The sequence below is a fragment of the Neoroseomonas terrae genome (assembly GCF_018129025.1).
GTDB classification, from domain to species: Bacteria; Pseudomonadota; Alphaproteobacteria; order Acetobacterales; family Acetobacteraceae; genus Neoroseomonas; species Neoroseomonas terrae.
The window spans coordinates 1-24,630 of the sequence record NZ_JAAEDI010000001.1 but is presented as its reverse complement, the minus strand read 5'-3'; the positions used below and the strand labels follow the sequence as shown (position 1 = coordinate 24,630).

Here is a 24,630-nt window from a genome sequence, read left to right as displayed (position 1 = left end):
GGCCATGAACCGACGCCATCTCCTGCAGGCCGCGCTGACGGCGCTCCCCGTCGCCGGCCTGTCCCGCCGCGCCGCGGCGCAGGCCTTTCCCGCACGTCCCGTTCGCGTGGTCGTGCCCTACGCGCCGGGCGGCGGGACCGACATCGTCGCGCGCATCATGGCGCAGGCGGCGAGCGAAGCCTCCGGCCAATCCTTCGTCGTCGAGAACCGCGGCGGCGGTGCCTCCATCCCCGGCACCCAGGCCGTGATCAGCGCGCCGCCCGATGGCTATACGGTCGGCTTCGTCGATTCCGCGCTGGTGACCAACCCCGGCCTGTTCGGCGACCGCATGCCCTTCGACACCGAGCGCGACCTCGCGCCCGTCGGCCTCGTCGCCGTCGCGCCGCTGGTCCTCGTCGCCCCGCGCGAGGTCCCCTTCGCGACAGTGCGTGAAGCCGTGGCGCGCGCCCGCGCGCGGCCCGGCGCGCTCAACATCGGCCATGCCGGCAATGGCACGGCGGTGCATCTGGCCGGCGCGCAGCTCGGCCTGGTGACCGAGACGGAACTGGTCCCCGTCGCCTATCGCGGCGCGGGGCCGATGCTGACCGCTCTGCTCGGCGGCGAGATCCAGCTCGCTTTCTCCGCGATCCCGAGCGCGAAGCCGCATGTCGATGGCGGCCGCCTGCGGGCCCTGGCCGTCACCTCGGCGCAGCGCAGCAGCGCCCTGCCCGACGTGCCCACCTTCACGGAAGCCGGCTTCGCCGCGGTCGATGCCGTTTCGCTGTTCGGCGTCGTGGCGCCCGCCGCCACGCCCGCAGCCGTGCTGGACCGGCTGAACGCGCTGCTGGTGCAGCCGGCGCGCCGCCCCGCCGTCGCGGCCCGGCTGACGGAACTGGGCTTCGACGTGCAGGCGACGACGCGCGAGGCCTTCGCGAGCCTCATCCGCAGCGAGACCGCGAAGTGGCGCGCGACCATCGAGCGGGCGGGCATCCGCGCGGATTGACCGCGTTGACCGCCCACCCGCACCGCCCTAGCGTCGCGGCCAACAGTTCAGGGAGAGGCACGCCATGACGGTGCATTTCTGCGTCCATGACGAAGGCGATTCCGCCGGCGTCGTGGTCGTCGAGGGGATAACATCCGGCCAGACGCTGAACGGCTGGATCATGGACCAGGACCGGATGATCGAGTTCCCGGCCAAATCCGACATCCCCATCGGCCACAAGGTCGCGATCAAGGCGATCGCCAAGGGCGACACCATCATCAAGTACGGTGTGGACATCGGGAAGGCGGTCGCCGACATCGGCGCCGGCGAGCATCTGCACGTCCACAACGTCAAGACGAAGCGGTGGTGAGCACGATGGGTATCAACCTGAAGAATGCGACCTTCGACGGCTGGCGCCGCGACAACGGCCGCATGGGCGTGCGCAACCACGTCCTGATCCTGCCCGTGGACGACATCTCCAACGCGGCGGCCGAGGGTGTGGCGCGCAACATCCAGGGCACCCTGGCGATCCCACACGCCTATGGGCGCCTGCAGTTCGGCGCCGACCTCGACCTGCATTTCCGCACCATCATCGGTACCGGCTGCAATCCGAACGTCGCGGCCGTCGTCGTCATCGGCATCGAACTCGGTTGGGCATCCAAGGTCGCCGAGGGCATCGCCAAGACCGGCAAGCCGGTGGAATTCTTCGCCATCGAGCAGAACGGCGACATCGCGACCATCGCGAATGCCTCCCGCGCCGCCTACCGCATGGTGAAGTACGCGACCGCGCTGAAGAAGACCAAGGCGCCGCTGGTGGATCTGTGGGTGTCGACCAAGTGCGGCGAGTCCGACACCACTTCGGGCCTCGCCTCCTGCCCCACCGTCGGGGATTCCTTCGACAAGCTATGGGCCAATGGCAACACGCTGGTCTTCGGCGAGACGACGGAACTGACCGGCGGCGAGCATCTGGTCGCCGAGCGGTGCAAGACGCCGGAGATCCGCGCCCAGTTCATGGCGATGTTCGACCGCTACCAGGCGGTGGTCGAGGCCAATAAGACCTCCGACCTTTCCGAGAGCCAGCCCACCAAGGGCAACATCGAAGGTGGCCTGACCACAATCGAGGAGAAGGCGCTCGGCAACATCCAGAAGATCGGCAAGAAGTGCACGGTCGATGGCGTGCTCGACAAGGCCGAAGAACCGACCCATCCGGGGCTGTGGTTCATGGATTCGTCATCGGCGGCGGCGGAGATGGTGACGCTCTGCGCGGCGTCGGGCTTTGCCGTGCACACCTTCCCGACCGGCCAGGGCAACGTCATCGGCAACCCGATCCTGCCGGTGATCAAGCTGACCGCGAACCCGCGCACCATGCGGACCATGTCCGAGCACGTCGACGTGGACGTGACCGGCCTGCTGCAGAAGAAGATGAACCTGGACGAAGCGGGCGAGGCGCTGATCGACTGCATCATCCGCACCGCGGACGGTCAGCATACGGCGGCCGAGATCCTTGGCCACCGCGAGTACAGCCTCACGCGCCTCTACGAGAGCGCCTGATCAGGGCAGCGGGGTCGCGCCGTGGCGCGGCCCCGTGGTGCTCGCCGCATTCGCTGTAGGGCATTGCACCACCCCTGCGTTATCGTTGCGTCAACGATAACAGCCCAGGAGAGGATGCATCCCATGATCGATCGCCGTTCGGTACTTGCCGGCCTGCCGGCCGTGCTCCTGCCCTTGGCCGCCCGCGCGCAGCCTGCCTTCCCTGACCGTCCCGTCCGCTACATCGTGCCCTTCCCGCCGGGCGGTCTCACCGACATCATGGCGCGCCTGGTGGGCCAGAAGCTGTCCGAGAACTGGGGCAGGCCCGTCGTCGTCGAGAACCGCGCCGGCGGCAATGCGCTGATCGGCGCCGATGCCGTGGCGAAAAGTGCGCCGGATGGCCATACGCTGCTCGCCATCACCCTTACGCATGCCGTGAATGCGTCGCTATTCCCGCAGGCCCCGTACAATTTCCGCAACGACTTCACCACCATCTCGGTGCTCGGCTCACTGCCGCTCGTCGTCGTGGTGAATGCGGAGAAGAGCCCGGCGCGCAATCTCACGGACTTCCTGGCGGCGGCGCGCACGCAGCGGATGAATGCGGGCTCGTCGGGCACCGGCTCCCCGCCGCATCTGGGGCTCGAACTGGTGCGCATCGCCGCCCGGGCCGGCGAGAACATCCAGCATGTCCCCTATCGGGGCGGCGCGCCGTCGGTGACCGACCTCGCTGCCGGCAATCTCGACTTCATGGTCTCTAACCTTCCGGAATGCATCGCGCAGATCCAGGGTGGCCGCCTACACCCGCTGGCCGTCACCTCGGCCGAACGGCATCCGCTGATCCCGGATGTGCCGACGGTAAAGGAAGCCGGGCAGGCCAACCTGGAAATGACGAACTGGACCGCCATGATGGTCCCCGCCAGCGTGCCCGCACCTCTTCTCGCGCGGCTCGAGACCGACACGCTCGCCGCGATCCGGGATGTCGATGTGTCGCGCCGCGCACGCGAGGGTGGCTTCACGGTCGAGGCCTGGGACCGTACACGGTCTGACGCCTTCGTGGCGGCGGAGACCGCGCGCTGGGCGCGGCTGATCCAGGATGCGGGGCTACGCGCGGACTGATGCGGATATCGATCGACGAAGCGGAGGCGCTGGCGCGCGCTGCGCTGGCTGCTTCCGGCGCGCGGCCCGCGATGGCGGCGACGACGGCCAACGCGCTGGCCGCGGCCGAGGCGGCCGGCCAGGCCGGGCATGGCCTGTCCCGCGTGCCGCAATACGCCACCTTCCTGAAGAACGGCCGCGCCGACGGCCGCGCCGCGCCGCGCATCGTGAACGAGCGCGGCGGCGCGGTGCTGGTCGATGCCGGCCACGGCCTTGCCTATCCGGCACTGGCGATGGCGGAAGCGGAAGCCGCCTGGCGCGCCCGCGCGCACGGCATTGCCTTCGCGGGCATCACCAACTCGCACCATTCCGGCGCGATGGGCCTGCCTGTCGCGCGCTTGGCGCAGCAGGGGCTGGTCGCGCTCGCCTTCACCAACTCCCCCGCCGCCATGCCCGTGCCCGGCGGGGCGCGGCCGCTGATGGGCACCAACCCGATCGCTGCAGCCTTTCCGCGCCGGGACGCGCCGCCGCTCGTCATCGACATGGCGCTGTCGGAGGTCGCACGCGGCAAGATCATGGTCGCCGCGAAGGAAGGCCGGCCGATCCCGGAGGGCTGGGCGGTCGACGCGCAGGGCCGGCCGACCACCGACGCCAAGGCGGCCTTGGCGGGCGCCATGCTCGCCATGGGCGGCGCGAAGGGCGCGCTGCTGGCGATGGTGGTGGAACTGCTCTGCTGCGCCCTGACCGGCGCCGCCTTCGGCTTCGAGGCGGATAGCTTCTTCGAGGATGAGGGCAACCGTCCGCGCCTTGGCCAGGCGCTGCTCGTCGTCGATCCCGGCGCGCTGGCCGGCAGCGCATCCTTCGCCGCGCGCATCGAGGCCTTCGTCGACGCCATGACCGCCGAGGACGGCGTGCGTTTGCCCGGCAGCCGGCGCGACGCGCTCGCCGCTCGCGCCGCCGCCGAGGGCATCGAGATCCCCGACGTTCTGCATCAGCGCCTGATGGCCCTGGCCGGGCTGTGACGACGCGGCCGGAGCTCGACCGCCATTGCGGGCCTGCTGTCGTCGCCGCGCTGTTCGCGGCGCGTCCGCAGGACGTGATGCGGCTGTTCCACACCGCGGAGCGGCGCCGCGATGCCGGGCCGCATTGCGCCGTCATGGCCCGGCTGCGGCGCCCCTATCGCGAGGTCCCGGCGGCCGAACTCGCCCGCGTCGCCGGCACGCAGCACCATGGCGGGCTGGTCGCTCTCGCGCTGCCGCGCCCCGTGCCGGCGCTGGACCCTCACCGGCTGCCGCCGGCCATCGCAGGGTCGCGCGTCACCCCGGTGCTGGACGGCATCGGCAATCCGCACAACCTCGGTGCCATCGCGCGGTCCGCCGCCTTCTTCGGCTGCCGCGCCATGGTGCTGTCGGGTGACCCGCGTCAGGCCGGCCTGTCGGATGCCGCGTTCCGTACCTCGGAAGGCGGCATCGAGGCGCTGGAGCTGTTCCGCGCCGAGGATCTGCCCATCGCGCTGCGGGGCCTGTCCCCGCGCATCCGCACGGTGGCCGCCGTGGCGCGCGGCGGCCTGCCCCCGGACCGCATCCCGCGCGACGTTGCCATCGCCCTGGTGCTCGGCAATGAGGAGAACGGCCTGGCGCCGGCGACGCTCAACGCCTGCGCGCTGCGCGTGACGCTGCCGCCGGCAGGGCCGGTCGAGAGCCTCAACGTCTCGGTCGCCGCCGCCGTGCTGATCCACGCCCTGGGCGGCCCGACCTGACGCAAAGGGCTTGCGATACCGCGCGGTATCAGGCCATTCGGCTGCATGGACCCAACCCCCGGCATGGCGACGGCGCGGATCGAGGCACAGACCGAAGGCGAGAGCCGCGTGCTGCGCGCGACCGGCCGCCTGGACACCGAGGCAGCCGCCCGGCTTTGGCCCACCGCCATGAAGGCGGCCGAGGGCGCACCCATCGTGGCGCTCGACCTCGCAGGGCTTGAGGCGATCGACTCCGCGGGCGCGGTCATGCTGCTGACCGCCGCCCCCGATGCCGAGCTGCGCGGCGCGCCTGACCACGCCGTCGCGCTGTTGGAACGCACCCGCAAGGCGCTTGGGACCATCCCGCCGCCGGGGCCGCCTGCGCCGTGGCACCCCATCACCGCCATCGGCCGCGCCACCGTAAACCGCGGGCGCGACACCGTCGCCGGCATCGCCTTCATCGGTGAGGCCGTGGTCACCACCCTGCGCGTGCTGACACGGCCGCGGCTGCTGCGTCTGGCGGACGTGCTGCGCCACCTCGACGAGGTCGGCACCCGTGCCTTCCCGCTCACCCTTCTGCTCGGCTTCCTGATCGGGGTGATCCTCGCCTACCAGTCCTCGATCCCGCTGCGACGCTTCGGGGCGGAGGTCTTCGTACCCAATCTCGTCGGGATTTCCCTGCTGCGTGAGCTCGGCCCCCTGCTGGCGGGCGTCGTGTTGGCCGGCCGCACCGGATCGGCCTTCGCCGCCGAACTCGGCACCATGACGGTGAACGAGGAGGTGGACGCGCTGAAGATCATGGGGGTCGACGCCACGGCCATGCTGGTGCTGCCGCGGCTGGTCGCGGCGACCATCGCGATGCCGGTGCTGGCACTGCTGATGAACGTCGCGGGCCTCGCGGGCATGACGTTGATCATGGGCACGCTCGGCTATCCCTGGGCTTCCGTGCAGTCGCAGCTTCAGCAGTGGCTGTCGCTCCAGGACCTCGCCGGCGGGTTGTTCAAGGCGGCGTGCTTCGGCCTCGTGATCGCGGGCATCGGCTGCCGGGCAGGTCTCTCGGCGGGGCGCGGCCCGCGTGCCGTCGGCGATGCGGCGACCGCCGCGGTGGTCGGCGGCATCGTTGCCATCGTCGTGATGGACGGCGTCTTCGCCGTGCTGTTCTTCCGGCTGGGCATCTGATCATGGCGAACGAACCGGTGATCCGGGCCGAGGGCCTGTCCGTCCGCTTCGGCAGCCGCACGGTGTTCAAGGATGTCAGCTTCGAGGTCCGGCGCGGTGAGATTTTCGTGATCCTCGGCGGCTCCGGCTGCGGCAAGTCCACCTTGCTCAAGGCCCTGATCGGGCTGGTGCCCCTCGCCGCCGGCCATGCGTGGCTGCTGGGCGAGGAGATCGCCAAGGAGGACGACCGGGCCCGCCGTGCGCTGTTGCGCCGCATCGGCGTCATGTGGCAGTCGGGTGCGTTGTTCGGGAGCATGACCCTGGCGGAGAATGTCGAACTGCCGCTCGAGGAGCATACCGACCTGCCTCGCCCGGCGCGGGAAGCGGTGGCGTCGTCCAAGCTCGGTCTGGTCGGCCTCGGCGACGCTGCCGGACGGCTGCCGGCGGAAATCTCCGGTGGCATGGCCAAGCGCGCCGGGATCGCGCGCGCCATGGCGCTCGACCCGCCCTTGCTTTTTCTCGACGAGCCGTCCGCCGGGCTCGACCCGATCACATCCGCGGGGCTGGACAAGCTGATCAAGGACATCGCGCGGGATACCGGCACCACCTTCGTCGTGGTGACGCACGAATTGCAGTCGATCCTCGCCATCGGCGACCGCTGCATCATGCTGGACAAGGACGCCCAGGGCATGATCGCGGAAGGCGACCCGCGGAAGCTGAAGGCGGAGAGCACACACCCCACCGTCCGCGCCTTCTTCCGGCGGGAGGCCGCGTAGATGGCGCGTTCGGGACGCTCGCTCTACCTCCGCGTCGGCATGCTGGTCGTCGCCGGCGCCGCGCTCGCCGTCGGCTTCATCCTGTTCCTGACCTCGGGCAGCTTCGGCACTCGCCAACTGGTGTTCGAGACCTATGTCCGGGAATCCATCGCCGGCCTCGATGTCGGCGCGCCGGTGCGCTTCCGCGGCGTCGCCGTCGGGCGCGTGACGGATATCGGCCTCGCCTCGGTCATCTACAACGAGGCGGATGGCGGGCCGGAACGGAGCGCCAGTCGCCTGGTGGTAATCCGCTTCGCCCTCGATCCCTCGCGCTACGGCGACGTGCCGGTGGAACAGGCGGTGCGCGCCGGGCTGCGCGTACGCATGGCGAGCACGGGCGTCACCGGCGTTTCTTATCTCGAGGCCGATTTCGTCGACCCGGAACGCTTCCCGCCGATCACCGTGCCGTGGCAGCCAACCTACCCCTACATCCCGTCCATTCCGTCCACCATCAGCCAGGTGACCTCGGCGGCCGAGCGGCTGATGACGAGGTTGTCGGATGTCGATATCGATGGACTGTTCACCGCCGCGACCGGATTGATGGAGGATCTGCGCAACCAGGTCGGCGGCCAAGGCGACCTCGGTATCACCCTGCGCGAGGCCGCGGCGACGATGACGGCCCTGCGCCAGACGATCGAGGGGGCGGAACTCGCCGCGACGGTGCGCGAGGTGCGCGATGCGGCGACCCGCATCGCCGAGGCGGGCCAGGCCGCCGAGCGGCTTCTGGGCAGCCCTGCCGTAACGGGTGCCGCGACCAACATCAGCGAGGCGGCGACCGACCTGCGAGCCTCCATCGCGCGGCTGCCGGCGGTCATCCAGTCGCTGGAGCTCGCGCTGCGCAGCGTTCGCGGCACGACGACCGACGCCCAGGCCGATCTCGGGCCGCTGCTCCGCGACCTACGCGCAACCGTCTCCAGCCTACGCGATACCGCCGAACAGCTGCGCCGGAGTCCGTCGCAGTCGCTGTTCGGCCAGCCCCCGCCACCGCCACGGGACCGCCGCTGATGACCCACCGCCGTAGCCTCCTCCTCGCTCCCTTCGTCCTCGCCGGCTGCTCGGTGCTGCCGGACCGGCCGTATGTCGAGACGACGCGCTTCCCGCTGGAACCACGACGCCCCGGTGCACCGCGCCGCGGGCGCGGCCGGCGCACCCTGCTGATCCGCACGCTGCAGGCCGGCGCCGGGATGGAAACGCGGAACCTGCAGGTGATCCGCCCTGACGGCACGGTGAGCCTCGACTTCTACGCCGAGTGGGCGGCGCCGCCGGCCGAAGCCGCCGAGCAGTCCCTCCGCCGCTGGCTGATCGACTCGCACCTGTTCTCCGCCGTTCTCGCGCCCGGAAGCCGCGTAACCCCCGACTTCATCCTGGAGGGCGAGCTGACCGCCCTCGCCGCCAGCCAACGCGATGGCGTGGCGCGCGCTGAACTGACCTTGCTCCTGATGAATGACCGGAACGGCCGGTTGGTCGGCCAACTCGTCACCGAGGGCACGGCACCGCTACCCGGCGGCACCGCGACGGCACCGACGCCCGAGCAGGCGGCGTCGGCCATGTCCGCCGCGCTGGGCAATGCGCTCGCTTCGCTGGAACAGGCACTCGCGCGCTACGCCTGAAGTCCTTCGCAAGGTGTGACCCACCGCGGTTGGCGCTGTCATCCGGCTCGGCTAGCGTGGCGCCAATCCGATCGGGCGTCGTGCCCAGACCTTCGGGAAGGAGAGCCCGCATGCTGTTCAGACGCCTCGCCATCGCCACTGCCGCCCTGCTGGGGCTCGGGGGGCTGATCCCCTCTGCGCAGGCCCAGACGGGCGACCCCTCCTTCAACCTGGCGAACCGCAGCGGCCGGGTGATCTACGAGGCCTATGCGTCGCCGACCTCGGACAACAACTGGGGCCCGGACCGGCTTGGCCAGAACGTGGTGCCCGCCGGGCGCAACTTCGTCATCCGCCTGCCGCAGGGCGAGTGCATGTACGACGTGCGGGTGGTCTACGACCGCCAGGGCGGCCAGGCGGAAGAACGCCGCAACATCAACCTTTGCAACATGACCGAGGTGGTGTTTGACGGCCGGCCGCAGCAGCAGCAAGGTGGCCAGCAGCAGATGCCGCCGCAGGGTGGCCAAGGCTTCGGCCAGGCGCCCGGTCAGGGCGGCATGGGCCAGGGCGCCGGCCCGCGCGGCAACCCGTCCTTCAACCTGGTGAACCAGGGACAGCAACCGGTGCGTGAGGTCTATGCCTCGCTGACCACCGACCAGAACTGGGGTCCGGACCGGCTGGGCGCCGACATGGTCGCGCCGGGCGCGGTCTACCCGGTCCGCCTGCCGGAAGGCGACTGCATGTATGACGTGCGCTTCGTCTACCAGAACGGCCAGGCGCAGGAACGCCGGGGCGTGAACCTGTGCGAAGTCACCAACGTTGTGCTGCCGCTGCAGCAGTAAGCGGCCGGTCCATCGACGGGATAGGGGGGCGGGCCTGCGAGGGCCCGCCCCTTCTCGTTGAGCGGGGCCGATCAGGCCTTCACGATCAGCGCATCCACCGCCACCGCATCCGACCCGGCAATGATGATCGGGTTCACGTCCAGTTCGGCGACACGCTCGCGCTGATCGGCGACGAATTCCGACAGCCGCGTCACGATATCGGCCAGCCGGTCCAGATCCGCGGCCGGCGCGCCGCGGAAGCCTTCAAGCGCTGCGCGGCCGCGCAGCTTCTCGAACATCGCGCGACCCTCGGTGTGGCTGATCGGCGCAAGAGCGAGCGACGAATCGCGCATCAGCTCGACCAGCACGCCGCCCAGGCCCGCGACGATCAGCGGGCCCATCAGCGGATCGACGCGGCCGCCGACCATCACCTCGACGCCCGGCTTTGCCATTGGCTGGACCAGAACGCCGTTGATGCGGGCATTCGGCGCATGATGCTTCGCATTGGCCATGACGGCGCGATAGGCATCCCGCACCTCGGCTGCATCCTTCAGCTTCAGGCGAATGACGCCCGCCTCGGTCTTGTGCGGCAGGTCGGGGCTTTCGACCTTCATCGCGATCGGGAAGCCCAGGGCCTCGGCCGCGGCGACGGCCTCGTCCTCGGTCTGGGTCAGGGTCTCGGGCACGACGGGCACGCCATAGGCGGCGAGGACGGTCTTGGCTTCGCGTTCGGTCAGGGTACGGTCCTGCGCGGCGGCGATCAGCGCCGCGGCTTCCTCGGCCGCCTCCGGCCGCGACAGCCGGCTCAGCAGGCGCGGGCCGCGGGCCCGCCGCGCTTCGCGGGCATGCCAATGCGCGAGTGCCGCGAAGCAGCGGTCCATCGAGCGGAACAGACCGATGTGTGGGTTCGTCTCGGCTTCCTTCGACCCGAAGCCTTCCAGCCATTCGGTCGTCCAGACGACGCAGATCGGCTTGTCGTGCTTCTCGGCGATGGCGGCGAGTTCACCCGGCCGCTTGGCGGAGAGTTCGGAAGAATAGATCTGCGCATAGATCAGCGTGCCGTAGTGGTCCTCGCCGAGCATCGCGGAGGCGCAGGCGGTCAGACTCTCGGGGTCGTTCGCCACCTGGGCGGTAACGTCGCAGGGGTTACGCGCCGAACCGAAATCCGGGATGCGCGATTCCAGGATGGCCTGCACCGGCGGCGTCGGCTGCGGCAGCGGGATGGCGTGCGCCTCGGCCTTGTCGGCCGACATGATGGCAGCACCGCCGGAGACGGCGACGACCGCGACGCCGCGGGCGCGCGGAGCCGGCGCCTTGGCAAGGAAGGCGGCGGTCTCCACGAGCGCCTCGAAATCCTTCACCACCACGGCGCCGGCACGTTCGAAGGCGGCCAGATAGGCCGCCTGCTCGCCGGCCAGCGAGCCCGTATGCGACATCGCCGCCGCCGCACCGGCTTCCCCGGTGCCGAGCTTGAAGACCACCAGCGGCTTGTTCGCCGCATCGGCGACTTCGGCCGCCTGGATGAAGCGCATCGGGTCCGGCATGCCTTCGAAGACGCAGGCGATGGCGCGGCAGGCGGGATCGTCGGCGAGGAACGATACGCAGTCGGCGACGTCCACATCCGAGGAATTCCCGGTGGTCAGCAGGTGGCTGACGGAGACGCCGCGCATCACCGATTGCGCCAGCGAGAAGCCGAGCGCGCCGGACTGGCTCACCAGGCCGATCGCATGCGGGAGCGGCGCTTCCATCGGCGGCGGCAGCATGAAGGTGACGCCGGCCTTCGAGCCGAAGTTCAGCATCCCGATGCAATTCGGTCCGACGATGCGCATGCCGGCATCGCGGCCGATCTGCGCGAGGCGGAGCTGCGCCCCGATGTCCGCATCCCGCCCCGTCTCCGAGAAGCCGGAGGCGTAGAGCATGATGCCGCCGACACCGGCCTTCGCGCAGTCGGCGGCGATCTCCTCCACCGCGTCCTTCGCGGCGACCACGATGCAGCAATCCGGCACCTCGGGCAGCGCCGCAACGGAGGGGAAGCAGGCGCGCTCCCCGATCGTCTCGTAGCGCGAATTCACCAGGTACAGCCGGCCGGTGTAGTTCCTCAGCGCCTGGATGGTGCGGTCGGCGAAGGACCCTGCGCGGGGGCTGGCGCCGATCACGGCGATCGAGGACGGATCGAACAGGCGGCGCATCTCGTCATGGCGATAGACGGCGCGGCTCGTTGAACTCATGCGGACGCTTCCCCTGGCTTGCTTCGGCACGCTATGGCCCCTGTTGCAAGCCTAGGCGGCGATCCGGGCGCCGTCACCCCCGCGGCGGCGCGCTCAGCGACGCGAGCGCCGCGTTGGCATAGCGCTCATCCCCGGTGATCTCCCGCGCGGCCCAGGGCGGAAGGTCGAGCGGAAGATCCGCGGCGGGCAACTCCACCTCGGCGATGATGAGACCGGCAAGCGGGCCTTCGAAGACATCGATCTCCCACAGCAGGCCGCCATGCGGGACATCGTGCCGCGTCTTCACGATGCGCCGTCCGGCGCAGAGCGTATCGAGCATCGCGGCAGCCTCCTCGGCCGGGATGCCGTACTCGAATTCGGGGCGGACCAGCCCACCCGGGCCCTTGATGGTCAGATGGGCTTGGCCGTCGTCCAGGCGCAGGCGGACAGCGACCCCACCTTCCCGGGCCAGATAGCCCTGGACGAGGCGGCGCGACCGCGTCGCGGCGTCGCGCCATGCCTCATCGACGACCAGGAAGCGGCGTTCGATCTCGAATCCCATGCGGCATCACTTCGTGTGGGTGGCCGGGGTTACCTCGCGCACCCCACCGGCGCCGGCAAGCCGGCCGGCGCCGCAATCACCGAAGTGTCACGCCGGGCGCGCGGCCTCGGCCAGGTATTCGATCGCCGCTTGGACCCCGCCGGGCGCGTGGGGCACGCCGGCGACGCGGAGGGAGGCCTCCACGGTCGCAAGCGTGCCGAGGATCATCGGCTCGTTCAGGTCGCCCAGATGGCCGATGCGGAAGACCTGTCCGCCGAGCCGGTTCAGCCCGCCGCCGAGGGAAACGTTGAAGGCCTGCAGCGCGACGCGGCGCACCGCCTCGGCGTCGTGGCCTTCCGGCATCAGCACGGCGGTGACGGAGTTGGAGAAACGGTCCGGGCTTTCGCAGAACAGGGAGGGGCCGTTGTTGCCCGACCAGTGGCGCACGCAGCGGCGCACCGCCTCGGCCAGGCGGGCATGGCGGGCGAAGACGGCGTCGAGGCCTTCTTCCTCCAGCAGCCGGATCGATTCCCGCATCCCGTAGAACAGCGAGGTCGGCACCGTCCCGATGAAGGATTTGTGCCGCCGCGTCAGCATGTTCGTCCAGTTGAGGTAGGATTTCGGCAGCTTCGACAGCTTGTGCGTCGCCATGGCCTTCGCCGAGACGCCGGTGAAGGACATGCCGGTCGGCAGCATCAGCCCCTTCTGGCTCCCGCCGACCGCGGCGTCGACGCCCCATTCATCCATGCGGAAGTCGAGCGAGCCGAGCGAGGAAATCGTGTCGACCAGCAGCAGGGCGGGGTGGGCGGCCGCGTCCATGGCGGCGCGCGTCTCGGCGATGGACAGTTCCATGCCGGTCGCCGTTTCGTTCTGCACGGCGCAGACGGCCTTGATCGTGTGGGTCTTGTCCTCGGCCAGCATGGCCCGCAGCGCGGCGAAGTCGGCACCGCGGCGCCAATCGGCCGACAGGGTGCGGACCTCGAGGCCGAAATCCTTCGCCATCTTGCCCCAGGATTCGGAGAAGTGGCCGGTCTCGATGATCAGCAGCGTATCGCCGGGCGAGAACAAGTTGACCAGCGCAGCTTCCCAAGCGGCGTGGCCGGAGCCGGTGTAGAGGAAGACGTCCTGCTGCGTCTTCAGGATGCGCTTCAACCCCGCGACGACGTCGTCATAGACAGTCAGGAAGGCCGGGTCGTTGAAGTCGATGCTGACGGCGGAGACCGCCTTCAGGATGGAATCAGGGATGTTGGTCGGGCCGGGATTCGCGAAGAATTGCCGGCCTCGCGGGATGCGGGCGGTGGTGGTGGACATGCCTGTTCGTTTCCCCTGTCAGCGCGCCAGTTCCCGCGCCATGGATTCCAGCCCCGCCAGCGTCAGCGGGTGCATCCGGTTTTCCATCAGCCGCTGCATGATCGAGATCGACTGCGTGTAGCGCCAATGCTGCTGGTCGATCGGATTCAGCCAGGCCGCCTTGCGGAAATGCCGGGTCAGCCGGTTCATCCAGACCTCACCCGATTCCTCGTTCCAGTGCTCGACCGAGCCGCCTGGCTGGATGATCTCATAGGGGCCCATCGTGGCGTCGCCGACGAAGACCAGGCGCCAGTCGGGGCCGTAGGTCCGCATGACTTCCATCATCGGCCGCTCCGTCTCCTTGCGGCGACGGTTGGTGCGCCAGACGCGCTCATAGGGGCAGTTGTGGAAGTACCAGAATTCGAGGTGCTTGAATTCGGAGCGCGCGGCGGTGAACAGCTCCTGGCAGATGCGGATGTGGTCATCCATCGACCCGCCGATATCCATCAGCAGCAGCACCTTCACCGCGTTGTGCCGCTCCGGGACCATGTGTAGGTCGAGCGATCCGCCATTCTTCGCGGTGGCGCCGATGGTGCCGGGGATGTCGAGCTCGGTCGCGGCACCCGTACGCGCGAAGCGGCGCAGGCGACGCAGCGCGACCTTCATGTTTCGCGAGGACAGCGCCTCATCCTCGTCGAGGTCGCGGAAGGTCCGCTGGTCCCACACCTTCGCCGCGCGGCGATGGCGGGATTCCTCCTGCCCGATGCGCACGCCCTCGGGGTTGTAGCCATAAGCGCCGAAGGGTGAGGTACCGGCCGTGCCGATCCATTTCGAGCCGCCCTGGTGGCGGCCCTTCTGTTCCTCCAGCCGCTTCTTCAGCGTCTCCATCAGCGCGTCGAAGCCACCGAGGGCTTCGATCTGCTTCATCTCCTCGGGCGTCAGCGTCTTCTCGGCGATCTTGCGCAGCCACTCCGTCGGCAATTCGCGCGGCGCCTCGCCCTGCGGCGATTCCAGGCCCTTGAAGATCTCGCCGAAGACGCGGTCGAAGCGGTCGAGATGCCGTTCGTCCTTCACCAGCGCGGCCCGGCTCAGATGGTAGAAATCATCGACGCTGAAGCCTGCCACGCCCTCCTTCATCGCGCGTAGCAGCGCCAAATACTCCGTGATGGAGGCCGGAACACCGGCGGCGCGCAGCGCGAGGATGAAGGGTGCGAACACGGTTCAGCCGCCGCGCCGCCGCGCCAGGAACGCCAGCCGCTCGAATAGGTGCACGTCCTGCTCGTTCTTCAGCAGCGCGCCGTACAGCGGCGGGATGGCGGTCTTGGCGTCGGAGGAGCGCAGCGCCTCGGCGGGCATGTCCTCGATGGTCAGCAGCTTCAGCCAGTCGAGCAATTCGGATGTCGCCGGCTTCTTCTTCAGCTCGTTCACCTGCCGGATGTCGAAGAAGACATTCAGCGCCTCCCGCAGCAGGTCCTGGCGGATGTCCGGGTAGTGCGCGCGGACGATCATCTCCATCGTCTCGCGGTCGGGGAAGCGGATGTAGTGGAAGAAGCAGCGGCGCAGGAAGGCGTCCGGCAGCTCCTTCTCGTTGTTGGACGTGATGATCACCACCGGGCGGTGCTTCGCGGCCACGGTCTTCCGCGTCTCGTAGACGAAGAACTGCATGCGATCGAGTTCGAGCAGCAGGTCGTTCGGGAATTCGATGTCGGCCTTGTCGATTTCGTCGATCAGCAGGACGACGGGCGCGTCAGCCTCGAAGGCATCCCACAGCTTGCCGCGCACGATGTAGTTGGCGATGTCGTGCACGCGCGGGTCGCCGAGCTGGCCGTCGCGCAGGCGCGACACGGCGTCGTATTCGTAGAGGCCCTGCTGCGCCTTGGTGGTGGACTTGATGTGCCACTCGATCAGCGGATAACCCAGCGCCTTCGCGATCTCATGCGCCAGCACGGTCTTGCCGGTGCCCGGCTCCCCCTTCACCAGCAATGGGCGCTGCAGGGCGACCGAAGCGTTGACCGCGACTTCCAGCTCGCGCGATGCGACGTAGTTGTCCGTGCCCTTGAACTGCGCCACCGCTTCGTCCCCTGGATGTTCGGGCTCAGGGTCGGGCGGAAGGGCGGATCATGCAAGGGCCTCACCCGCCAGGGCGAACAGCGCGGCGGCGAAGGCGCGCATATTGGCCTCGCGATCCGGCGACCCCGTTTCGAGGGTGATGACCTTCTCGACCGGCCCTGCGATGGCCAGGCAGGAATGACCCGCCGCATCGCCATACCGGTTGCCGCTCGGGCCGGCGGCGCCGGTTTCCGCAAAGCCCCAATCGGCGCCGATCCGCGCCCGCACCGTGCGGGCCAGCAGCAGCGCATAGGGTTCGGAGGAGGAGCGCATGCCCGCCATCTCCGCATCCGTGATGCCGAGCAGCCCACCCCGCGCCGCCTTGGTGTAGACCACCGCGCCACCGACGAAATAGGCCGAGGCGCCCGGCACCGCCAGCAGCGCCGCCGAGATCAGCCCCGCTGCCGAGCTCTCGGCCACCGCCACCGTCTCGCCGCGGGCCTTGAGCCGGGCGCCGATCTCACGCGCCGCAGGCAGGATGCTGTCCATCGCCATTCCTCCGTCAGATGTGCCGCCACCATGGCCGGGTCAGGGCCAGGGCGACCAGCCCCGCCGTGCCCATTGCGGCCGTTGCGGCCGGTGCGCCGATGAGTTCCGCAAGCCCGCCCAGCAGCAGGAAGCCGATCGGCCCCAGCCCGATGCAGACCGACAGCAGGCCAAGGATGCGGCTGCGCAGCTCGACTGGCGTCGCCAGGAAGATCAGCGTCGGCTGCATGATGGCGAAGCCGGCGCCGCCAATACCAACCAGCAGCAGCGCGACGCCGGCAAGCCCGGCATCGGGTGCCCAGGCGAAGGCCGGCAGCATCGCGAAGTACAGGCTGATGCCGCACAGATAGATCATCTTGTAGTGCTCCGGTCGCGCAAGCACGGCGACCGTCACCGCGCCGATGAAGGCGCCCACCCCGTCCATCCCCGCCAGCAACCCGATGCCGCTGGGCCCGAGCGCCAGCCGGTCTTGCCCGATGACCGGCACCATGGAGGTCGCCGGCCAGCCGAAAATGTTGAACAGCAGCGTCACCAACAGCGCGCCGCTCAGCCGCGGTTCCCGCCGAACCAGGGCAAGGCCTTCCGCGATGCTGGCCAGCACCGGCGTCGCCCCCGCCCCCGGCGCCGGCGGCGCGGGCGGCAGCCGCCACGCGGCCACCAGCGCCGGCAGGTAGATCAACACGCTCAGCATGAAGGCGCCGTCGAGACCCACGGTGGCCAGGATCACGCCGCCCAACGTCGGCCCCAGCACGCGGCTGCCATTGCTGGTCGCGACATCGATCGACATCGCCGTGCCCATGCGGGCGGGCCCTGCGACCTGCCCGATCATCGCCCGCCGCACTGGGTTGTCCGCCGCCCAGCCGATGCCGTTCATGAAGGACGCCACAGCGAGGTGCCACACCTCGACCGCATCGGCGATCGCCAAGGCCGCGATGATCGCCGAGGTCACGATCTGCGACAGGATGGTCAGCACGAGCGCCTGCCGCCGATCCATCCGGTCCGCCGCAGCCCCAAGGAATGCGCCGAACAGCCCCATCGGCAACAGGCGCAACATCGTCAGCATGGCGACGACGAAGGCGGAATGCGTGACGTTGTAGGCAAACACGCCGACCGCCAGCGTCTCCAGCCAGCGCACGACGAAGACCGCCAGGCCCGATAGCCAGAGACGCAGGAAATCGCGGTCGCGGAACAGGCCGCGCCAGGCTGGGTCCGGCAATGGTCCTCCCGTCGGGGCGGGCGCAACGGGGATGGGCTTTGCCCCTCCCCGGACCCCACCCCACCAAAGGCCGAAGGGCCTTTGGGAACCTTGACTTGGTTGTGGGCATCGGGGGCGCGGTGCGTCGGTCAGGTCGCGCCGTGCTCGATGCCGGGGATCAGCAGGCGCGGCCGGAGCACATCGGCTGCCCGCGCATATCGTTCGGCGAAGGCGCCGTCCTCGAGACAGCAAGCGCGCCGTCGTGACCGGCGCGACGATCGCAGTTCTCCGACCAGCCGCGCCCGGCGCCAGGTAGAGGTTTCCAAAGGCCCTTCGGCCTTTGGCGGGGTGAGGTTTGGAGAGGGGCGGCGCCCCTCTCCAAGACGCCTCAGATTCCAGCCTGAGACACGAACTTCGTGTTCAGATACGCCTCGATCGCTTCGGAGCCGCCTTCGGACCCGTAGCCGCTGTCCTTCACGCCGCCGAACGGCACTTCCGGCAGCGCGAGGCCGAGGTGGTTGATCGTCATCATCCCGCTTTCGACCTGCGCGGCGACGGCGTTGGCGGTCTTGGCAGATTTGGTAAAGGCGTAGGCGGCGAGGCCGTAGGGCAGCCGGTTCGCCTCGGTCACCACTTCCTCGAGGTCCTTGAAGCGGGAGATCATGGCCATCGGGCCGAAGGGCTCCTCGCTCATCGCGCGGGCGTCCTTCGGCACGTCGGTCATCACGGTCGGCTCGTAGAAGTATCCCTTGTTGCCGATGCGCGACCCGCCGGTGTGGACCTTGGCACCCTTGGACTGCGCGTCTTGCACCAGCGTCTCGATCCAGGGCACGCGGCGGTCATGGGCGAGCGGGCCCATGGTGGTGCCCTCGGCCATGCCGTCGCCGACCTTCATCGCCTTGGCGGCGGCGACGAACTTCTCGACGAAGCCGTCATAAAGCTTCTCCTGCACCAGGAAGCGCGTGGGGGAGACGCAGACCTGGCCGGCGTTGCGGAACTTGGCACCCGCAAGCGTCTTTGCCGCGAGGTCGAGATCCGCGTCGTCGAAGACGATCGCCGGCGCGTGGCCGCCAAGTTCCATGGTCACGCGCTTCATGTGCTGGCCGGCGAGGCCGGCGAGCAGCTTGCCGACCGGCGTCGAGCCGGTGAACGTCACCTTGCGGATGACGGGGTGCGCGATGAGGTACTCGGAAATCTCCGACGGCACGCCGTAGACGAGGTTCGCGACACCCGGCGGCAGCCCAGCATCGACGAAGGCGCGGATCAGTTCGGCCGGGGAGGCCGGGGTTTCCTCCGGGGCCTTCACGATGATCGAGCAGCCGGTGGTCACCGCGCCGCACAGCTTGCGGACCACCTGGTTGATCGGGAAGTTCCAGGGGGTGAAGGCGGCGACGGGGCCGACAGGCTCCTTCACGACGAGCTGGTAGACGCCCTCGGCGCGCGCCGGGATGACGCGGCCATAGGCGCGGCGGCCTTCCTCGGCGAACCAGTCGATGATGTCGGCGGCGGACATCACCTCGACCTTGGCCTCGGCCAGCGGCTTGCCCTGTTCCATCGTCAGCAGGCGGGCAATGTCGTCGGCGCGGGACCGGAAGATATCGGCGGCCTTGCGCATCAGCTTGTAGCGCTCGAAGGCCGAGACCTTCCGCCACACCGCGAAGCCCTTGTCGGCGGCGGCCAGCGCCTCGTCGAGGTCGGCTTTCTCGGCGTGGGCGACGGTGCCGATCACTTCCTCGGTCGCCGGGTTGATGACGTTGATGGTCTTGCCGGAGCGCGCGGCGCGCCACTCCCCGTTCACATGCAGCAGGGTGTTCGGATAGGACATCGGCGCAATCCTCCAGCAGGGTGTTGGTACGCAGCCTAGACGCGCGGCGGGCGCGCGGCCAGACGGGGTGCCTTGCCACCCGGACATGGCTGCCCGATCCTCAACGGCAAGGAGGCCGCGAAGGCCGAGCCCGGAGGATTTCCCCCATGATCACCGCCACCCGTCGCAGCCTTCTGGGCGCCGGCGCCGCGCTTGCCCTGCCCGGAACCCTGGGCGCGCAGCCGGCCTTCCCCAACCGCCCCATCACCGTGTTGGTGCCGAACCCGCCGGGCGGCGGCACGGATTTCGCCGCGCGGCTGTTCCAGGAAGGGTTGCAGGCCGCACTCGGCCAGCCGGTGGTGATCGAGAACCGGCCCGGCGCGAATGGCAACATCGCCATCAGCGCGGCAGCGCGGGCGCAGCCGGACGGGCACACCCTGCTGCTGCAGTACAATGGCTACCACGCCGGCAATCCGGCGATGATGCAGAACCTCACCTGGGATCCGGTTCGCGACCTGTCGATCGTCGGCATGGGAACCATGGCACCGCATGTGATCCTGGCGGCGCCGAATGTGCAGGCAAACACGCTGGCCGAGTTCATCGCCCTGGCGCGGGCCAATCCGGGGAAGCTGAACTATGCGTCCTCGGGCAATGGATCGATCCAGCACATCGGGGGCGTGCTCTTCGCCCGTGCGATCGGGGCGGACATGGTGCATGTGCCGTATCGTGGCGCGGCGCCGGCTCTGCAGGACGTGGCGGGTGGCCGGGTCGAGATGTTCATCACCACCCCTTCCTCCGCCATCGCGCTGATTGAAGGCGGGCGGGTGAAGGCGCTGGCGATGGCGAGCGCGAACCGCGCCGCCGGCCTGCCCGACGTGCCGACCACGGCCGAGGCCGGCCTATCGGGCTTCACCCTGGATGCCTGGTTCGCCTTCGCCGTCCCGGCCGCGACGCCGCGCCCGATCCAGGAGCGGCTGAACGCCGCGCTGCGAGAGGTTGCCCAGCAGCCGACCGTGCGCCAGCGGGCGCAGCAGGGCGGGGCGACGACGGCCGCCATGACGCTCGAGCAACTTGATGCCCTGGCACGTAAGGAAGTGACGGAGCTCGGCGCGGTAATTCGTGCCGCCAACATCACGATCGAGTGAGGCTCGGCGGCCGGCATTCCGCAACTTGGCGCGATCGGCCGTAGTGCGCCGCAGCGCCCGTCGCTAGGATGGCGGGATGATCCTCTCCGTCCGATCGTCCCGCCCTCTCCTCCTGGCGGCGGCATTGCTCTCCGCCTGCGCCGCCGGGGATGCCGGTTCGGGGGCTGGCCGCTTCACTCCTTCGCCGAGCAATGCTTTCGGCGCCTATCTGGCCGGCCGGTTTGCGACAGCCGAATCGGACACGGGGGTGGCGGCTGACAGCCTGTTGGCGGCGCTGCGCGCGGACCCCGATCAGCCGGAAGTGGTCGAGCGGGCCTTCATCGCCACGCTGCTCGATGGCCGGCCCGAGGCGATGCGGCTGGCGCGCCGGTTGCCCGAGAATTCGCTCGCCGTCCTGATGGTCGCCGGCGCGGATGCGCAGGCCGGGCGCTGGGACCGTGTCGAGCAGCGCGTGCGGGCCCTGCCGCGACAGGGCGTGTCGCAACTGCTGCAGCCGATGTTGCTGGCCTGGGCGCTGCAGGGAAAGGGGCAGACGGAGCAAGCGCTGGCGCTGCTGCGGCCACTGGCGGAGACCGGCCGGCTGCGCACGCTGTATGCGATGCATGCGGCGCTGATCTGCGACATCGCAGGCCGGCCGCGCGAGGCCGAGCGCTTCGTCCGCATCGCGATCGGCGACCCGCAGCCGATGACACTGCGACTGGTGCAGATCGCCGGCGGCATCCTCGCCCGCGGCGGCAAGGAAGCCGATGCGGAGCGGCTGCTCGAGGCCTATTCCCGCAGCCAGGAGGACCTGGTGCTCGGCGGCTCGGCTGCGGCGCAGCGGGAGTTGTTCACCACCCGTGCTGTGGCCTCGCCGGTCGAAGGGTTTGCCGAGGCATATCTGGCACTCGCCGGGTCGCTTCGTGGGCAGGGTGCGGCCGAGTTTTCGCTGGCGCTGACGCGTCTGGCGCTGCGGCTAAGGCCGGGCTTCGCGCCCGCCCTGCTGATCGGTTCGGATGCGCTGGCGGATGAGGAGCAGTACCTGCCAGCCCTGGCGATGCTGGAGCAGGTGCCGTCGGACGATCCGCTGAACGGGCTGGTCGGGCTGCGCCGCGCTACGCTGCTCGACCGGCTGGATCGGACCGACGAGGCTGCCGCGCAGTTGCGCAGTATCGCCTCGGCATTCCCGACGGCCTCGCAGCCCTATGCGCGGCTCGGGGACATCATGCGCGCGCGGCAGCGCTGGGTGGAGGCGGCCGCAGCGTATTCCGAGGCGATCCGGCGCGTGCAGGCGCCGACGGCCGGCCATTGGGCGCTGTTCTACAGCCGCGGCGTGGCGCTGGAGCGGAGCGGCAACTGGCCTGCGGCGGAAGCCGATTTCCGCCAAGCGCTCGAGCTCAGCCCGGAACAGCCCTATGTGCTGAACTACCTCGGCTATACCTGGGTCGAACGCGGCGAGCATCTGGCGGAAGCGCGGCGGATGCTGGAGCGCGCCGTCGCCCTGCGGCCGCAGGACGGCAACATCGCCGATAGCCTCGGCTGGGCGCTGTACAAGCTGAACGACCTGCCGGGCGCGATCCGCTGGCTGGAGCGCGCGGTCGAGTTGGAGTCGCGCAACAGCGTCATCAACGATCACCTTGGCGACGCCTATTGGGCGGCGGGGCGGCAACGGGAGGCGCAGTTCCAGTGGCGCCGCGCCCTGGCCCTCGGCCCGGAGGGCGACGAGGGGCCGAGGATCGAGGCAAAGATCCGCAGCGGCCTGCCGGCGAACCCGATTGCGGAGAACCGGCGCTGATCGAGGCCGCCCCGGCGAAGGTCAATCTTTACCTGCATTGCACGGGCCGGCGCGGCGACGGGTACCATCTGCTGGATAGCCTCGTCGTCTTCGCCGGCGTGGGCGACGTCTTGCGTGCCGCGCCGTCGAAGGAGCTTACGCTGGCGCTGGACGGGCCGGCGGCGGGCCCGCTGACGGCGGAGGCGGACAATCTGGTGCTGCGCGCGGCGCGCCTTCTGGCGCAGGCGGCGGGCATGCCGGCGGCGGCGGCGTTGGCCCTGACGAAGCAACTGCCTGTGGCGTCCGGGATCGGTGGCGGCAGCGCAGATGCGGCCGCGGCGCTGCGGGCGTTGAACGGGCTTTGGGGGCTGGGCTGGGCAGAGGCGCGACTGGCGGTGCTGGCCGCTCAGATCGGCGCGGACGTGCCTGTTTGCCTGATGTCGCGACCATGCCGGATGGAGGGGATTGGCGAGATACTGTCGCCGGCGCCGCAGATTCCGGACTGCGGGTTAGTCCTCGCGAATCCACAGGTCGCCTTGTCGACGCCGTCGGTGTTCCGAGCACGGAATGGAGCGTTTTCTGCGCGGGCCGCACTGCCCGGCGGGTGGCCGAGCGCGACGGCGATGGCGCGGGACCTGGCGTTGTTGAGGAATGACCTGGAAGCGCCGGCAATGGAGTTGTGCCCGCCGGTCGCGGAGGTTCTCGCGGCCTTGCGGGGACTTCCTGGCTGTTTGCTAGCGCGCATGAGTGGCTCTGGCGCGACGTGCTTCGCGCTGCTCGCTGAGCCGGCCGCTGCCACCAATGCAGCGCGATCGTTGCCGGAAAGCTGGTGGCGGTGGGGCGGCGGGTTTCATGCAGTCGCCCCCGGGGCGCGGCTCACGAAGGCCGACAGAGACTGTGTGCCATAGTCGCAGCGGAGTCTAAACCGGGGCGTGGACCCGTAGGCGCGGCATACGAAACTCAGCTCGGATGCTTGCAAGGGCCGGAACAGTCCACGATAAGGGGCCGCCCGGCGTCGTTTGATCGGGCGTCGTCCTGTTTCGAGGCCAAGGGAAGCGCCGCCGGACGTGGGGCACCGTCTCGGCGGGCTCGTGCAACGCGTCAGCGCTGTACCGCAGCCGAGGCGGAACGGGACATTCGCTTGGTGGGGCGTAGCCAAGCGGTAAGGCAGCGGTTTTTGGTACCGCCATTCCCAGGTTCGAATCCTGGCGCCCCAACCACGCAGTCGCGGTGTCGCAGACGATTTCTGGCTTGGCGGACTCTGCCCGCGGAAGGCCCGCCTTTCCGGCCAGACACGCGAGGGCATTGCGCGAATCGTACCTGAGAGACCCCGGCCCGGCGGCGTTAGCCACGGAAACGCCGGCTCTGTCTCTCAAGGCCATTTCGGCATGTACAGTTGGTGTCTGGAGGCGGCGAGTGCGGCGCCCTGCTTGGGGTGGCTGGCATCGCTCGATGAGCGCGCAAGATGCGCCGACGCGGTTGATTGACCGGACCGAGGTCGGCCGGCGCCCCGGTGGCGAGCTGCAGGTCCAGTTCAGACGAACCCGAGCGCCCTGCGCTGGTCCTGCCAGTCGGTGGGGATGCGGGTGTCCTGCATCAGCCGCGCTGCCGTCAGGTTCACCGGCTGGCAGCCACCGAGGATGGCCTCGACGATGTCCGGCGCCAGCCATGCGAGCCGAACCACCCGCGTCGCATAGGATTGCGAGATGCCCCGCTCCGCCGCCACGGCGGTCAGGCTCGGCGCGGTGCTCGACACCAGCGCCTCGCGCAGCGCCCAGGCCTTGGCGATCAGGCGAACCAGCGACGGGTCCGACCGATCCGCGGCAACGGTCGATCCCACCAGCAGCGCCATTTCCCGGCCGGCGCGACGCAGGGCCACTGGCTCAGTGATGGTGATGCGGGGGAGATGGACATCATCGTTGTGGCCGTTGCCGTTGCCGGGGGCAGCACGCTGGCTCTTACCCGAAAGCACCGCAAGCAATCGATGCGGCGCGAGATCGATGGCAATCTCCTGCCGTTGCACCACCACTTCGGCATGGACGGCGAGCAGGATCTCGCGCTGCGCAGCGTGGCCCTGCTGATGCCAACGCCGCGCCAGCTTCCCTGCGGCCTCGAGCATCCGTCGCTGCTGCGCAGCCTCCGTCGGCAGCACCCCGGCCGATCGCATCGCGCTCAGCAGTTCCGGCCCATCTCCATTGGAACATCGCTGAAGATCATCTCGCTTCCCGAGCAGAACCCCATCGGGGAGCGCGATCCGACGCTTCACCGCGACACCCATGGCAAGGATCTCTACGGAAGTTTCGCCGAGGAAGCTTTGCGCCGGGACGAGCTCCCCTCGCTCCTGGACGGCAGACAACTCGAAACAAGGTTGACCGACCTCCATCGGCAGGTTCGCA

At 69.7% G+C, this 24,630-nt stretch carries 24 protein-coding genes and 1 tRNA gene; 16 read left to right on the top strand and 9 right to left on the bottom strand.

Features of this window, described 5'->3' with window-relative positions; genetic code table 11:
• Positions 1-4: 4 nt before the first annotated feature.
• The 11 genes from GXW78_RS00125 to GXW78_RS00075 all read left to right on the top strand — a co-directional run bounded on the left by GXW78_RS00125 (position 5) and on the right by GXW78_RS00075 (position 9,725).
• On the top strand, positions 5-982 hold the full coding sequence (locus tag GXW78_RS00125) for a Bug family tripartite tricarboxylate transporter substrate binding protein (RefSeq protein WP_211864963.1): 978 nt from the start codon (positions 5-7) through the stop codon (positions 980-982).
• A gap of 64 nt (positions 983-1,046) precedes the next feature.
• Positions 1,047-1,331: a UxaA family hydrolase gene (locus tag GXW78_RS00120; RefSeq protein WP_211864962.1), complete on the top strand. Its 285-nt coding sequence runs from the start codon at positions 1,047-1,049 to the stop codon at positions 1,329-1,331.
• 5 nt (positions 1,332-1,336) lie between these two features.
• The gene (locus GXW78_RS00115) at positions 1,337-2,512 is read left to right on the top strand and encodes a UxaA family hydrolase (protein WP_246521744.1); all 1,176 of its coding nucleotides are present in this window, start codon (positions 1,337-1,339) and stop codon (positions 2,510-2,512) included.
• Positions 2,513-2,635: 123 nt separating this feature from the next.
• Complete coding sequence (locus GXW78_RS00110; protein WP_211864961.1) at positions 2,636-3,607, top strand: Bug family tripartite tricarboxylate transporter substrate binding protein; 972 nt, start codon at positions 2,636-2,638, stop codon at positions 3,605-3,607.
• Positions 3,607-4,608, top strand: a complete 1,002-nt coding sequence (locus tag GXW78_RS00105) for an Ldh family oxidoreductase (protein WP_211864960.1) — start codon at positions 3,607-3,609, stop codon at positions 4,606-4,608. The genes GXW78_RS00110 and GXW78_RS00105 overlap by 1 nt, the downstream gene beginning before the upstream one ends.
• Complete coding sequence (locus GXW78_RS00100; RefSeq protein WP_211864959.1) at positions 4,605-5,345, top strand: TrmH family RNA methyltransferase; 741 nt, start codon at positions 4,605-4,607, stop codon at positions 5,343-5,345. The genes GXW78_RS00105 and GXW78_RS00100 overlap by 4 nt, the downstream gene beginning before the upstream one ends.
• Before the next feature lie 45 nt (positions 5,346-5,390).
• On the top strand, positions 5,391-6,503 hold the full coding sequence (locus tag GXW78_RS00095) for an ABC transporter permease (protein WP_246521723.1): 1,113 nt from the start codon (positions 5,391-5,393) through the stop codon (positions 6,501-6,503).
• A 2-nt stretch (positions 6,504-6,505) separates the two neighbouring features.
• Entirely contained in the window at positions 6,506-7,258 is a 753-nt protein-coding gene (locus tag GXW78_RS00090) for an ABC transporter ATP-binding protein (RefSeq protein ID WP_211864958.1), read from the top strand.
• Complete coding sequence (locus tag GXW78_RS00085) at positions 7,259-8,302, top strand: MlaD family protein (RefSeq protein ID WP_211864957.1); 1,044 nt, start codon at positions 7,259-7,261, stop codon at positions 8,300-8,302.
• On the top strand, positions 8,302-8,907 hold the full coding sequence (locus GXW78_RS00080) for an ABC-type transport auxiliary lipoprotein family protein (protein WP_211864956.1): 606 nt from the start codon (positions 8,302-8,304) through the stop codon (positions 8,905-8,907). The genes GXW78_RS00085 and GXW78_RS00080 overlap by 1 nt, the downstream gene beginning before the upstream one ends.
• Positions 8,908-9,017: 110 nt before the next feature.
• Positions 9,018-9,725 carry a hypothetical protein gene (locus GXW78_RS00075; RefSeq protein WP_211864955.1) on the top strand — a complete coding sequence of 236 codons (708 nt, stop codon included), beginning with the start codon at positions 9,018-9,020 and terminating at the stop codon, positions 9,723-9,725.
• Between the two features lie 71 nt (positions 9,726-9,796).
• On the opposite strand, the gene GXW78_RS00070 is transcribed toward GXW78_RS00075, so the two are convergent.
• The 8 genes from GXW78_RS00070 to GXW78_RS00035 all read right to left on the bottom strand — a co-directional run bounded on the left by GXW78_RS00070 (position 9,797) and on the right by GXW78_RS00035 (position 19,357).
• Positions 9,797-11,932 carry an acetate--CoA ligase family protein gene (locus GXW78_RS00070; protein ID WP_211864954.1) on the bottom strand — a complete coding sequence of 712 codons (2,136 nt, stop codon included), beginning with the start codon at positions 11,930-11,932 and terminating at the stop codon, positions 9,797-9,799.
• A gap of 73 nt (positions 11,933-12,005) precedes the next feature.
• On the bottom strand, positions 12,006-12,473 hold the full coding sequence (locus GXW78_RS00065) for a CYTH domain-containing protein (protein ID WP_211864953.1): 468 nt from the start codon (positions 12,471-12,473) through the stop codon (positions 12,006-12,008).
• 87 nt (positions 12,474-12,560) lie between these two features.
• A complete protein-coding gene (locus tag GXW78_RS00060) occupies positions 12,561-13,763 on the bottom strand; it encodes a pyridoxal-phosphate-dependent aminotransferase family protein (RefSeq protein WP_211864952.1) in 1,203 nt (400 codons plus the stop codon).
• Between the two features lie 18 nt (positions 13,764-13,781).
• Positions 13,782-14,960, bottom strand: a complete 1,179-nt coding sequence (locus tag GXW78_RS00055) for a vWA domain-containing protein (RefSeq protein WP_338147642.1) — start codon at positions 14,958-14,960, stop codon at positions 13,782-13,784.
• Positions 14,961-14,963: 3 nt separating this feature from the next.
• Positions 14,964-15,812 carry an AAA family ATPase gene (locus tag GXW78_RS00050; RefSeq protein WP_211864951.1) on the bottom strand — a complete coding sequence of 283 codons (849 nt, stop codon included), beginning with the start codon at positions 15,810-15,812 and terminating at the stop codon, positions 14,964-14,966.
• Positions 15,813-15,860: 48 nt separating this feature from the next.
• A complete protein-coding gene (locus GXW78_RS00045; protein WP_211864950.1) occupies positions 15,861-16,340 on the bottom strand; it encodes a CinA family protein in 480 nt (159 codons plus the stop codon).
• Between the two features lie 13 nt (positions 16,341-16,353).
• Positions 16,354-17,553 (bottom strand): MFS transporter, encoded by a 1,200-nt coding sequence (locus GXW78_RS00040; protein WP_211864949.1) that lies wholly within the window; start codon positions 17,551-17,553, stop codon positions 16,354-16,356.
• A gap of 367 nt (positions 17,554-17,920) precedes the next feature.
• Positions 17,921-19,357, bottom strand: a complete 1,437-nt coding sequence (locus GXW78_RS00035) for an NAD-dependent succinate-semialdehyde dehydrogenase (protein ID WP_211864948.1) — start codon at positions 19,355-19,357, stop codon at positions 17,921-17,923.
• Positions 19,358-19,503: 146 nt separating this feature from the next.
• On the opposite strand from GXW78_RS00035, the gene GXW78_RS00030 reads away from it, so the two are divergent.
• The 4 genes from GXW78_RS00030 to GXW78_RS00015 all read left to right on the top strand — a co-directional run bounded on the left by GXW78_RS00030 (position 19,504) and on the right by GXW78_RS00015 (position 23,454).
• Positions 19,504-20,481: a Bug family tripartite tricarboxylate transporter substrate binding protein gene (locus tag GXW78_RS00030; RefSeq protein ID WP_211864947.1), complete on the top strand. Its 978-nt coding sequence runs from the start codon at positions 19,504-19,506 to the stop codon at positions 20,479-20,481.
• A 76-nt stretch (positions 20,482-20,557) separates the two neighbouring features.
• Complete coding sequence (locus GXW78_RS00025; protein WP_211864946.1) at positions 20,558-22,255, top strand: tetratricopeptide repeat protein; 1,698 nt, start codon at positions 20,558-20,560, stop codon at positions 22,253-22,255.
• Positions 22,252-23,142 carry a 4-(cytidine 5'-diphospho)-2-C-methyl-D-erythritol kinase gene (locus GXW78_RS00020; RefSeq protein ID WP_211865369.1) on the top strand — a complete coding sequence of 297 codons (891 nt, stop codon included), beginning with the start codon at positions 22,252-22,254 and terminating at the stop codon, positions 23,140-23,142. The genes GXW78_RS00025 and GXW78_RS00020 overlap by 4 nt, the downstream gene beginning before the upstream one ends.
• Before the next feature lie 237 nt (positions 23,143-23,379).
• Positions 23,380-23,454: transfer RNA gene (locus GXW78_RS00015), tRNA-Gln, on the top strand.
• A 314-nt stretch (positions 23,455-23,768) separates the two neighbouring features.
• Here GXW78_RS00015 and GXW78_RS00010 read toward each other — a convergent pair.
• Positions 23,769-24,113 carry a hypothetical protein gene (locus tag GXW78_RS00010; RefSeq protein WP_211864945.1) on the bottom strand — a complete coding sequence of 115 codons (345 nt, stop codon included), beginning with the start codon at positions 24,111-24,113 and terminating at the stop codon, positions 23,769-23,771.
• A 27-nt stretch (positions 24,114-24,140) separates the two neighbouring features.
• Between GXW78_RS00010 and GXW78_RS00005 the strand changes: the two genes are divergently transcribed.
• On the top strand, positions 24,141-24,630 hold a 490-nt coding region (locus tag GXW78_RS00005), incomplete at its 3' end, for a hypothetical protein (RefSeq protein ID WP_211864944.1).

Coding starts and splice junctions, on each gene's coding strand:
- GXW78_RS00125 (WP_211864963.1), top strand. CDS start 5: ATGAACCGACGCCATCTCCTGCAGGCCGCGCTGACGGCGCTCCCCGTC.
- GXW78_RS00120 (WP_211864962.1), top strand. CDS start 1,047: ATGACGGTGCATTTCTGCGTCCATGACGAAGGCGATTCCGCCGGCGTC.
- GXW78_RS00115 (WP_246521744.1), top strand. CDS start 1,337: ATGGGTATCAACCTGAAGAATGCGACCTTCGACGGCTGGCGCCGCGAC.
- GXW78_RS00110 (WP_211864961.1), top strand. CDS start 2,636: ATGATCGATCGCCGTTCGGTACTTGCCGGCCTGCCGGCCGTGCTCCTG.
- GXW78_RS00105 (WP_211864960.1), top strand. CDS start 3,607: ATGCGGATATCGATCGACGAAGCGGAGGCGCTGGCGCGCGCTGCGCTG.
- GXW78_RS00095 (WP_246521723.1), top strand. CDS start 5,391: ATGGACCCAACCCCCGGCATGGCGACGGCGCGGATCGAGGCACAGACC.
- GXW78_RS00090 (WP_211864958.1), top strand. CDS start 6,506: ATGGCGAACGAACCGGTGATCCGGGCCGAGGGCCTGTCCGTCCGCTTC.
- GXW78_RS00085 (WP_211864957.1), top strand. CDS start 7,259: ATGGCGCGTTCGGGACGCTCGCTCTACCTCCGCGTCGGCATGCTGGTC.
- GXW78_RS00080 (WP_211864956.1), top strand. CDS start 8,302: ATGACCCACCGCCGTAGCCTCCTCCTCGCTCCCTTCGTCCTCGCCGGC.
- GXW78_RS00075 (WP_211864955.1), top strand. CDS start 9,018: ATGCTGTTCAGACGCCTCGCCATCGCCACTGCCGCCCTGCTGGGGCTC.
- GXW78_RS00070 (WP_211864954.1), bottom strand. CDS start 11,932: ATGAGTTCAACGAGCCGCGCCGTCTATCGCCATGACGAGATGCGCCGC.
- GXW78_RS00065 (WP_211864953.1), bottom strand. CDS start 12,473: ATGGGATTCGAGATCGAACGCCGCTTCCTGGTCGTCGATGAGGCATGG.
- GXW78_RS00060 (WP_211864952.1), bottom strand. CDS start 13,763: ATGTCCACCACCACCGCCCGCATCCCGCGAGGCCGGCAATTCTTCGCG.
- GXW78_RS00045 (WP_211864950.1), bottom strand. CDS start 16,340: ATGGACAGCATCCTGCCTGCGGCGCGTGAGATCGGCGCCCGGCTCAAG.
- GXW78_RS00035 (WP_211864948.1), bottom strand. CDS start 19,357: ATGTCCTATCCGAACACCCTGCTGCATGTGAACGGGGAGTGGCGCGCC.
- GXW78_RS00030 (WP_211864947.1), top strand. CDS start 19,504: ATGATCACCGCCACCCGTCGCAGCCTTCTGGGCGCCGGCGCCGCGCTT.
- GXW78_RS00025 (WP_211864946.1), top strand. CDS start 20,558: ATGATCCTCTCCGTCCGATCGTCCCGCCCTCTCCTCCTGGCGGCGGCA.